The organism is Dictyoglomus sp. NZ13-RE01 (genome assembly GCA_002878375.1).
In the GTDB taxonomy this organism is placed as follows: Bacteria; Dictyoglomota; Dictyoglomia; order Dictyoglomales; family Dictyoglomaceae; genus NZ13-RE01.
In genome coordinates this window covers 108995-120352 of record NIRF01000003.1, presented here as the reverse complement: position 1 = coordinate 120352, position 11358 = coordinate 108995, and the positions used below count along the sequence as shown (strand labels likewise).

General features: G+C 32.4%; 6 protein-coding genes. All 6 read left to right on the top strand.

Features of this window, described 5'->3' with window-relative positions; all coding sequences use genetic code 11:
* Position 1 precedes the first annotated feature (1 nt).
* From rpiB to CBR30_04080, 6 genes are read left to right on the top strand one after another with little or no spacing between them, the layout of a single operon-like run.
* Entirely contained in the window at positions 2 to 448 is a 447-nt protein-coding gene (rpiB, locus tag CBR30_04105; protein PMQ01857.1) for a ribose 5-phosphate isomerase B, read from the top strand.
* The gene (locus CBR30_04100; GenBank protein PMQ01856.1) at positions 445 to 1701 is read left to right on the top strand and encodes a serine hydroxymethyltransferase; all 1257 of its coding nucleotides are present in this window, start codon (positions 445 to 447) and stop codon (positions 1699 to 1701) included. Before rpiB ends, CBR30_04100 begins: the two co-directional genes overlap by 4 nt.
* Complete coding sequence (gene upp, locus CBR30_04095) at positions 1701 to 2324, top strand: uracil phosphoribosyltransferase (GenBank protein PMQ01855.1); 624 nt, start codon at positions 1701 to 1703, stop codon at positions 2322 to 2324. The genes CBR30_04100 and upp overlap by 1 nt, the downstream gene beginning before the upstream one ends.
* Positions 2293 to 3609: a UDP-N-acetylglucosamine 1-carboxyvinyltransferase gene (gene murA, locus CBR30_04090; protein PMQ01854.1), complete on the top strand. Its 1317-nt coding sequence runs from the start codon at positions 2293 to 2295 to the stop codon at positions 3607 to 3609. Before upp ends, murA begins: the two co-directional genes overlap by 32 nt.
* Positions 3606 to 8465 (top strand): hypothetical protein, encoded by a 4860-nt coding sequence (locus CBR30_04085; protein PMQ01853.1) that lies wholly within the window; start codon positions 3606 to 3608, stop codon positions 8463 to 8465. The genes murA and CBR30_04085 overlap by 4 nt, the downstream gene beginning before the upstream one ends.
* Positions 8449 to 11358, top strand: coding sequence for an outer membrane protein assembly factor (locus CBR30_04080; GenBank protein PMQ01852.1), 2910 nt, complete (start codon positions 8449 to 8451; stop codon positions 11356 to 11358). The genes CBR30_04085 and CBR30_04080 overlap by 17 nt, the downstream gene beginning before the upstream one ends.

The window sequence follows — 11358 nt, the reverse complement described above, 5'->3', positions numbered from 1 at the left end:
TATGAAGATAGCAATAGGTTCAGATCATGCTGGATATGAGTTAAAAGAGGAACTTAAGAAGTGGTTGGAGGAATGGAATATTAGTTATCATGATTTTGGGACTTACTCTCCTGAGAGGGCGGATTATCCGGATTATGCAATTTTGGTTGCAAAAGCTGTTGCAAAGGGTGGTTTTGATAAAGGCATACTAATATGTGGAACAGGAATTGGTATGAGTATAGTTGCAAATAAAGTAAAGGGTATTAGAGCTGCTCTCTGTAGAGATCCTTATGAGGCAAGAATGAGTAGAGAACATAATGATGCAAATATTTTAGCTTTAGGGGGAAGAATATTAGGAAAAGATTTAGCTAAAGAAATTGTGAGGGTTTGGTTGAATACTGAATTTTCAGGTGGAAGACATAAATTAAGACTGCAAAAAATCTCAAAGTATGAGGAGGAGTTATTGTGAGATATCTTCCAAAAATAGATTTGGAAATCTATAATGCTATTAAAAAGGAGGAGGAGAGAGAGGAGTACCATTTAGAACTAATTGCCTCAGAGAATTATGTAAGCCCAGCTGTTTTAGAGGCTCAAGGCTCAGTACTAACTAACAAATATGCAGAAGGTTATCCTGGGAAAAGATATTATGGTGGATGTGCTTATGTGGATGAAGTTGAAGAATTAGCAAGAACAAGATTAAAGGAGTTATATAATGCGGAACATGCAAATGTCCAACCTCATTCTGGAAGTCAAGCGAATTTAGCAGTGTATTATGTAGCTCTTAATCCTGGAGATGTAGTTTTAGGTATGAATCTTGCCCACGGTGGGCACTTAACCCATGGAAGTCCTGTAAATATTTCTGGTAAATTTTTTAAATTCTTTTTTTATGGAGTTGATAAGGAAACAGAGAGAATAAATTACGATCAAGTATACAATTTGGCAAAAGAGGTGAAGCCAAAACTTATTGTAGCAGGTGCAAGTGCTTATCCAAGAATAATTGATTTTGCAAAATTTGCAGAGATTGCAGAAAGTGTTGGTAGTTTACTAATGGTTGATATGGCACATATTGCTGGCTTGGTAGCAGTAGGACTCCATCCTTCACCAGTTCCCTATGCTCAATTTGTAACCAGTACAACTCATAAGACTTTAAGAGGTCCGAGGGGGGGATTTATTCTATGCAAGAAGGAGTATGCAAAGGATATAGATAAGGCTGTATTTCCAGGTATTCAGGGTGGACCTCTTATGCATGTTATTGCTGCTAAGGCAGTAGCTTTTAAGGAAGCACAGACAAAAGAATTTGCAGATTATCAAAAACAAATAGTTCTAAATGCCCAAGCATTGGCGGATGAATTAATGAATTTAGGCTATAGATTGGTAAGTGGTGGTACTGATAATCATTTAATGCTTGTGGATCTGAGAAATAAGAATCTTACTGGTAAGGTTGCAGAAAGGATATTGGAAGATGCAGGAATTACTGTGAATAAAAATGCAATTCCCTTTGATCCTCAGCCTCCTACTATTACGAGTGGTATCAGACTTGGAACTCCAGCCCTGACTACAAGAGGAATGAAGGAAAATGAAATGAGATATATTGCCAGACTAATTCATGAAGTTTTAAGCTCTCCAGAGGACGAAAAAGTTAGAGAGAGAGTTAAAAATAAAGTAAAAGAATTATGTGAGGAATTTCCAATATATAAGAATACATTAGAAAGGAGTGTATGATGGTTCACGTAATAGATCATCCATTAATTCAACACAAATTAACATTACTTAGAGATAAAAATACTGGTCCAAAAGAATTTAGAGAATTGTTAAGCGAAATATCAAGTCTCATGGTTTATGAGATAACAAGAGATTTACCATTAAAAGAGATAGAAATTGAGACACCTCTTAAAAAGACAAAGGGAAAAGTTTTAGCAAGTAATGGCTTATGTGTGGTTCCTATATTAAGGGCTGGCTTAGTAATGGCGGAAGGAATTCTTAGAATTCTTCCTTCTGCAAAAGAAGGACATATAGGTCTATATAGAGATCATGAAACTCTCAAACCAGTACAATACTACACAAAATTACCTGAAGATATAGATAAAAGGGAAGTTATTGTGGTAGATCCTATGCTTGCTACAGGTGGCTCTGCTATTGCAGCAGTTTCCATATTAAAGGCAAGAAAAGTAAAAAATATAAAGTTTGTTTGCATAATATCTGCACCAGAAGGGATAGATGCCTTTACGTCCGCCCATCCTGATGTAGATATTTATACCGCAGCTATTGATGAAAGATTAGATAGTAATGGATATATTATTCCGGGGTTAGGCGATGCTGGAGATAGGCTTTTTGGTACAAAGTAAAGGAAGGGAGGCTCCTTTGGGAGACAGTTTTATTATAGAAGGTGGACATAAGTTAAAAGGAGAGATTAGAGTATCTGGGAGCAAAAATGCTTCTCTTCCAATAATGGCTGCATCTCTATTATTAGATGATGAAGTCATTTTAGATGATGTTCCCCCAGTAAATGATATTCTAACGATGGCAGAAATTTTGAGGCTATTAGGGAAAGAAGTAGTTATTGATGACCAAAAGGTAACTATAAGAGGAGAGCCTAAATCCTTTGAGGCACCTTATGAATTAGTATCAAAAATGAGAGCTTCCTTTGAGATCTTAGGTCCACTTTTAGCCAGGTTTGGAGAGGCAAAGATCCCATATCCTGGAGGATGTAGAATTGGCATAAGACCTGTAGATTTACACATAAAAGGCTTTGAAAATTTGGGTGCAGAAATAAATGTAGAAAGTGGTTTTGTACATGCCAGAGCAAAAAAGGGGTTGAAGGGTGCAAAAATATATTTGGACAAGCCAAGTGTGGGAGCTACAAGAAATATTATGATGGGAGCAGTTTTGGCTAAGGGTGAAACTATTATTGAGAACGCAGCTTGTGAGCCAGAAGTTGTTGATTTAGGGAATTTTTTAAAATTATTAGGTGCAGAGATAGAAGGATTAGGAACTTCAACTATACATATTGTGGGAAGGGAAAAATTAAAAAGTATTGATTATTATAAGGTAATACCTGATAGAATAGCGGCAGGTACCTTTATAATAACGGGAGTGATGATTGGCAAGGAAATTTTGATTAAGAATGTCGAGATTGAACATATTCAAAGTTTGTTAGTAAAGTTAAAGGAGGCAGGAGTTGATACAATAAAGGTCTTGGGAAATGAAGTATTAGTTAAAGGGGCAAAGGAATGGAAAGGAATTGAGATTAATACAATGCCATATCCAGGCTTTCCAACTGATTTACAGCCTCAAATTATGGTTTTTGCATGTCTTGCTCAGGGAAATAGTGTCATTGTAGAAAATATATTTGAAAATAGATTTTCACATGTAGGTGAGTTATTGAGATTGGGTGCAAAAATTAGTATAGAAGGAAGAACTGCTTTTATACAAGGAGTTCCAAAACTTTTGGGAGCACCAGTTGAGGCAACAGACTTAAGAGCTGGAGCTGCTTTAGTTATAGCAGGATTATGTGCACAAGGAGAGACCGAAGTTATAGATGCAGGAGAGCATATAGATAGAGGATATGTGAGGTTAGATGAAGAATTAAATGCTTTAGGGGCAAAAATTAGGAGGGTAAGAAAAGAGTGAAAAAACTTCTTACTATCTTAAGTGTATTTTTATTTCTATTTGGAGTACTTCTTTTAACTTCTCCTTTATGGGGAAGAATTATAATTAAATATGCTCTTGAGAAGACTTTTGGGGGAAGCGTTAAATGTGGAGATGTAAGGTTTGTATTTCCAAATAAGATATATGCAGGAGATTTGAGTATTGGAAATAGAATATTTCTTGCCAATGTAGGAGTCTCTGTGGAAAATGTCCTAAAGCTTTCTCCTATTAATTTAGAATTAACAAAGCCAAAGATAATTATAATTCATAATGAAAAAGGGGAATGGGTTTTTCCAGAAATACCTGGTCTTGGAAATATAAGTGGTGGCACTTCTACCTCTACTATTAATATTGAAATAAGGGCTAAGGTAAAAGAAGGCGTCGTAATAGTTAGAGATATAAAGACAAAAAAAGAAACGAATGTTTCTAATGTGAGTGGAGAGTTTAATTATAAGAACCAAGTTATTTCCTATACTGCAACATCTACCTCTTCTAAAGAAACTTTGTCCAGTCAAGGAACCTATAATTTCTCAGAAAGTTCGGGAGTTTTGAATTTTAGTTTTAAAAATGCAAAGGCAAAAGATTGGGCGCATTTATTTTTGCCAGATCTTTTTGTTACCGAGGATGGTACTTTTACAGGAAGTCTTTCAATAGCAGGAAAAGGTGCAGAATGGTATGTGAATGGAAACTTATCTATCCAGGATACAACCATATCATTAAAGGATTTTAATCTTTCTATTAAAAAGATTACTGCTAATATTGTAATTGATAAAAATAATATCATTCTTAAGAATGGGCAAGGGTATTGGGAGACATCTGAAATCAATTTATCAGGTAGATTTACACCTGATCTACTCTTAGATTTGAATATCAAAAATTTAGATATCTCTAATATTGATGAAAAATATTTATCTAATAATTTTGGATTAAAAGGAATTGGAAATGGCAGTTTTAAAATAGAGGGAAAATATGAGACACCAAGTATATTGGGGAAAATTAGTGTAAAAAATGGTGAGATTTTTAGATTATCCTTTGATACCCTTGATATTACTTCCTCTTCAACATTACCAAACCTAAACTTAGACCTTTCCGCATTATTTTTAGGCGGTAAAATGACTGGAAAGCTTACCTACAACATGGATAAGCAAAAAGGGGAATTATTATTGAATGGAGAGAATATACCAATCCAAAATATTGCAAAATCTTTTAATTTACCCCCTATAGAAGGAATTGCTAATTTTAGCTTGAAAGGTAGTGGCGAAAAAACTTGGAAACTCCTTTTAACTGGAACTTTACAAAATGGTAAATTAGGAGAGTATTCTGCGGAAAAAGTTGATTTCTCTGTAGAAGGAGAATCTGATCTAAATTTTTTTTTCCTCAAAGAAGTAAATATAAAGGGTAGTGGAATAAATCTTTATGGTTATTCTTTTGATCTCTTTTTAAATCTAACTTATTTCTTTGGGAATTATAAAGTTTCTGGAAAGTTAATCACTCCTTTCAACCCATTTTTCATTTCAGGAGTATGTGATCCAGAATTTGAAAACGCAAACTTAAAAATATCTATTCCAAACACTTTATTACAGATGGAGAATTTAAATGGGAATCTATTTGGAGAGGTAAGGGTAAAAGGAAATATTTTAAAAGAGCCATATATAGAAGCAAGTATTGCTGGAAGAGATATAAAATATAATGGTCTTTCTTTTGAGAGGGTAAATCTATTTTTATCAGGGAATAATCTATCTCAAATTCTTATAAGGAGTGTAAGTGCAAAGATTGGTAGAAATTATTTAGCTGGAAATGGTATTTTGAATGTTGCGGAGAAAAAGATAGATCTGAAAGGGAACATAATTATTGACAGTGGAGTAAGTATTCCCCTTATCTTTTCTGTAAAAGGAGATATGAATGATTGGAAGGGCGAAATTACTTCCAGAAATAATTTTATAAAGATAGGAAATATTATATTAAATGATTTTAGAGGAAAATTAGAATTTAATAATCTTGGGAACATAAAAGGGAGATTTTCATCCACATCCTCTGGAAGGATTTTTGATATTGAAGTCTTAGGTGAGAATTGGAAGTGGAGGGCTTTTATCTATGCTAAAAATTTAATTAATGAACTTGAAGAGCTAACATTAAATATCAATGATGATTTATCCTTTAATGGCATTTTAAAGGCTAAATATATGGGAGATATCTTTAGTATAAATATTTTGGGAACTCTAAAGGAAGAAAATATGAATGGAGAAGTAACTTTAATATATGGCTCTTTCCCAATAAAAGCTCAATTTATATTCGATTTAAAAAATTCTTTAAGACTGAAGGATTTATGCTATGAAGATATTAGTATTGGAGAATTAGATTTTGATTGGAAAGATGAGAATGTTTACATAAGTGGAGAGATTCTTGGGGGAAGTATCAAGGGAAATTACAATCTTTCTAATAATTCTGGCGCTATCTATTTAATCGGATTAAGTATTAATTCTCTTATAAAAGAGATTAATGGTAAACTTGATGGAGAGATAATCTTAGATAAAGACATAGGTTTTAAAATAAATTCGGAGAAGTTAGTTTTTAAAGGAGTAAATATAGGAAACTTAAGTATTCTTGGAACAGTTAATAACGGACTTCATTTCGAAAAAATAGAATTTTTACTTTTTGATAAGCTTAGATTATCTTCTATTCTTTCCTTAAATTATTTCAAGTATTTGGATGGATTTATAAAGATATCATATGAGAACTCAGATTTAGGTATTGTTAATTTGGGCGGAGAAATAGATCACATTTCTATTTCTGGAAATATATGGGAGGGGGAAATAAAAGGAGAATATTATAGTAATAAATTAAACATAATAGGAAAGAATATAAATCTTGAAAAGAATAATATAGTTAGTGGTTTAAAAGGCATAGTTAAAGATTTAAATATTCAATTCTTACCCTCTGAGATAGTTTTTAACCTTTCTTCTGATGAGATAAATTTCACTAACCTTTCTATAAAGAATTTATCCTTAGACGGAATTTATAAAGACAAATTAAGTCTAAATGTTAAAGGTGAGCTTTGGGAGTTTTTATGGCAGTTAAGAGGAGAAGTTCAGGAAGATTTTCTCTTTGACTTAAAGTTATCTTCTTCTAAATATCCTATGATGGATAGCTTATGGAAAGGTAGTGTAGATTATAAAAAAATGGTTGTAGAGCTTGAGAGTAAGGAAACAAAGATTCCGAAGCTTATAAGGGGTAATATTCTAATGAATTTAAAAGATAAAGACTTATTAAAAGGCACTTTCAATTTTGAAAAGGATGGGAATATTAAAATTGATTTAGATGCACAAGGAAAAGGTACTTTAGTTTTACGAAATGTTCCTTTAGAAATGCTTAGGATTATTAATTTGCCTGAGATTTCTGGAATCTTTGGGGGAATTGTTAATTTAGCTTCTTTTGCCATTAAAGATGGAAATTTAATTTCTGTTTTGAATCTATTTAACTTAAATAGAAATTTAGTGATTAATGCTAATATTTTTCAAGGTAATGATGGATATTTATTAAATGGCACTATCAGAGATATGGCAATGGGTGTAATTTCTGGATTTATAAAAGGGGATAATTTTGATTTGTCATTAAAATTTGATAATACTGAATTTTTAACCTATATTATTCCTTCTCAAATAGCTAAGAATATTGAGAAAGGAAAAGTAAGTATAAAAATAGAAGGGAATCTTTCTAAATGGAATTTAGAGGGAAATATTGATTTCTCTGAGCCTTTAGAGTTCGTTTATATAATGCAAAAAGTCAATTCTTTGGGCTTTGGAATAGAAGCAGATGGTAGTAATATTAAATTAGAAAAGCTTGATATTCCTTTTGCCTCTTCAAAAGTTTCAGGAACTGGCTTTATATATCCTAATTTAGATGTAAATTTAAAGATAAAGAACTTAGTCCTTAATGTACCAGATCTGGCAAAATCATATTTCGATGGAGATATAAATATTAGTGATCTTAAGAGTCCAATAGTAAAGGGAGATGTAACCCTCTATAATGCGGTATTGTCTATACCAAAACAGGAGACAAAAGGAGAAGAAACTTTGCTTCCAAAGATTCGTCTGTCACTAAATTTGAATTTAGGTGACAATGTAGTCTTTTACCTTCCTGATATGGGGCTTAGCTTGAGTTTAAAGGGGGGAGTATATGTATCGGGAGATCTATCAAAACCATTACTATTAGGAAAAATTGATTTTTCAAAAGGAAATATCAATATAGTAAATAGGAATTTTTCTATTTATTCAGGGTACATTAAATTTTTAGGTTTAAGTTATACAGAGAATATTTGGGAAATTATGGCAAAAACAACCATTCAAAATTACGTAGTTTATTTAACAGGATATGGATTTATGGGACAATCATCTATAAACTTTACCTCTGATCCTCCTTTATCATTGAAAGAGATTCTCTTTCTTCTTTTAGGACAGGAGAGATTGACTTTTGCTAAGGAGGAGACCTTTCCTTTATACTCTTTTCTTGAAAATATTCCTATTGGGGTTCAAAATATTATTAGTTCTACTTTAATAGAGTATCTTATTAGTCCATTATTCTCCGAGATAAGTAGGGTTTTAAATTTGGAATCTATTAAAGTACAATACAATCTAAGTTATTTCATACCTACCTTCAGTAAAATAACCTTTGAAAAAAAATTATCTGATAATATAATATTCAGGTTAGATTATTCTCTTGAAAAAGGAAGTTTTTCTGGGTGGGAGTTAGAATATTTACTTAGAAGTGGATTAAATATAAAATGGCTTAATACAGAGGGAGTTAACTTCTTCTCTTTCCAATATGGGGTTAAATTTTAGAAAGGATGGTGATATTTTGAAAAAGTTTGTGTTTATAATCTTAATCAGTGTTTTTCTGATAAATGTAATATATTCACAGCAGGCTACATATAAAGTTTCTGGAATAATTATTGAGGGAAATCAGAAAATTAGTAGGGATGAGATTTTGAAGATTATAGGGATAAAGGTAGGAGATACTATAGATGACGGAAAGTTGGAAGATTTGAAAAAGAGATTAGAAAATACAGGATTTTTCTTATCTGTAAATGTAATTAAAAATTCCACAAAGGACGGCATTGAGCTTTCTTTTCAACTTGTAGAAACCCCATTTTTAATCTGGATATCAGGGATTAGATTTTTAGGATTAAGTAAGGTGGATGTAAATACATTAAGTAAATCTTTATTTCTTCCTAATATTGGATGGACAACAGAAAAGAAGATTTGGGATCAAAGAAAAGCCTTTCTTGAAACAGGCTTTTTTGAGGATATAGATATTCAAGAGGAGAATACAGAGAGTGGAATTTTATTAAACTTTATTTTTAAAGAAATGCCAATTATTAAGCGTTTAGATTACTTTGGTCTCAAAAATGTATCTAAGGAAAAAGTAGAAGGTATTATAAATCTTAAAGTGGATGATTTCATTTCATCTTCCATATTAGATGAAAAAAAGAAAAACTTAGAAGAGAGTGGTTTATTCTCTAAGGTAGATTACTCTTTAACAGAAGATAAAGGATATGCATATGTATCCTTCTATTTTGTAGAAAATCCATTAATCTCCGAAATAAACATATATGGCTTAAATAATGTAAAGATAGATGAAGTCAGAAATGTATTAGGCATTAAGGGGGAAATTGTTGAAAATAAAATTAAACCAGAAGAAAAGTTATTTTATTCAGATTATTTAAAAGAGGTTTGGGAGAATAAGTTACTAAATACTGGATATTTTGAGAGAGTAGATTGGGATATTAGTGACAATGTCGAAAATGTAGTAGTTAATTTAAAGTTTAAGGAAAATCCTATTATTCTTGCAGTTTTCATAGAAGGAAATAGAAATTTGTCGAAAGAGAATATATTAAAGATGTTGGCTTTAAGGGGTAGGGAATTTTATAGTGATAAATTTTTAGAGGAGAAAAAGAGTTTGCTTCTTAATTCCCCATATTTTGAGAGTGTTGAGGTTAAAAAGATAAGTAGTGTTTCTGGAGTCTATGTTACCTTTAAAGTTAAAGAAAACCCTATCCTTTTGGAGGTTAATTTTGAAGGTCTCAATCTGATTAAGCCTGAATCTTTAAAGGATTATATAACTTTAAAAATAGGGGACTTTATAAATGATGAGATGATAAAGGAGCAGATAAAGAAATTAGAAGGCTCTGGCTTCTTTGAGAGTGTTAATGTTAAGAAAGATATAATGGGGGATGGTGTAAAACTTACTTTTGAGTTTAAAGAGAATCCTCAAGTTAAGAGAATATCCTTTGAAGGACTTCAGAGCATTCCTTCCGAAAATATAAAGAAAATTATGCAGGTTAAAGAGGGCATGCCAATCAACTATTCTTTATTGCGCCAAGATTTTGAAAATATACAAAAATATTTGCAAAATATAGGGTTTGTTTTTACTACCCTTAAAGAGTTCAAATTTGTGGATGGTGAGTTAACCTTGATATTTAAAGAGTATATAGTGGAAGATATTAAGGTTGAGATACAAAAGACCACAGAAACATCTGTTCTTGGTTTTATGGCATTTTTGAGGAGACCAACGGAAGAAAATGTGGTAAGAAGAGAGATATCTTTAAAGATTGGAGCACCTTTCAATTGGGAGAGGGTGAAGCAGGATTTGCAGAACATATATAATACTGGAGTATTTGATGATGTAGCGATAAGGCTTGAGCAGGGTTCTGATGAAGATAAGATTAAGGTTATATATGTAGCAAAAGAAAAATTGACAGGATCTATAAATTTTGGTGGGGGCTATTCAAGCTCTTCAGGACTTTATGGTTTTATTGAGTACAGAGAAGATAATTTTCTTGGAAAGGCTCAAAAATTATCCTTTAATTTCTTGCTATCTGGTGGGGCAAAAGCAAACTACACGTTGAAGTTTAATGACCCATGGTTCTTGGGAAGTAAAAATAATTTTGAATTAGATATCTATGATAAAAAATCTACAGTAAGTGTTACCACCGAAGAGGGAACGAAAAGTTTGGATGAAGAGAGAACAGGAGGAAGCTTTTCCTTCTATTATCCATTGGGAAGATCTATAAATTTAGGATTGGGCTTTAAATATGAGGATGTGTGGCAGACATACTTAGGTGCTACATATACCCATACAAATATAGCAAGTGTTATGTTAAGTGTTTCCAGGGATACAAGAGACTTTATATTAAGTCCAACCCAAGGGACGAGGTCTTCACTAACTATAGAATTTGCAGGGGGAGGTAGTGCCTCTAATTTTGCTAAGTACCAAGGTGAGTTTCAGTGGCATATTCCTTTAACAAATATAAATGCCTTGACCATCTCTCAAATGAAGGATAGGCAAGTTTTATCTCTGAAGGCATCTATAGGTCTTTCGGAAGGAGACATTCCCTCCACAGAGTTTTTTACTCTTGGAGGGGCAAATTCCATAAGAGGTTATTTGGATAATGAATTTTCTGGAGATTCTTATGTTTTATTTAATCTGCAGTATAGAATGCCACTGGGAAGTGGGCTTTATGGAGTTGCCTTTTTAGATTCTGGAGGCACCTTTAATTTGAAATCTTTAAGTTCTTTTAATGATATTAAGCTTTATACAGGAGTTGGGTTAGGATTGAGATACGAGACTATACTTATACCTATAAGGCTTGACTTTGGATACAATTTTGGTCAAGATCCTGCTGATCCTAATACTAAGTGGAGAGTTCACTTCAGTTTTGGAGATGTTTTTTAA

Excerpts from the sequence above, each read along its gene's own strand:
- rpiB (PMQ01857.1), top strand. The coding sequence starts at position 2 with ATGAAGATAGCAATAGGTTCAGATCATGCTGGATATGAGTTAAAAGAG.
- upp (PMQ01855.1), top strand. The coding sequence starts at position 1,701 with ATGGTTCACGTAATAGATCATCCATTAATTCAACACAAATTAACATTA.
- murA (PMQ01854.1), top strand. The coding sequence starts at position 2,293 with ATGCTGGAGATAGGCTTTTTGGTACAAAGTAAAGGAAGGGAGGCTCCT.
- CBR30_04080 (PMQ01852.1), top strand. The coding sequence starts at position 8,449 with ATGGGGTTAAATTTTAGAAAGGATGGTGATATTTTGAAAAAGTTTGTG.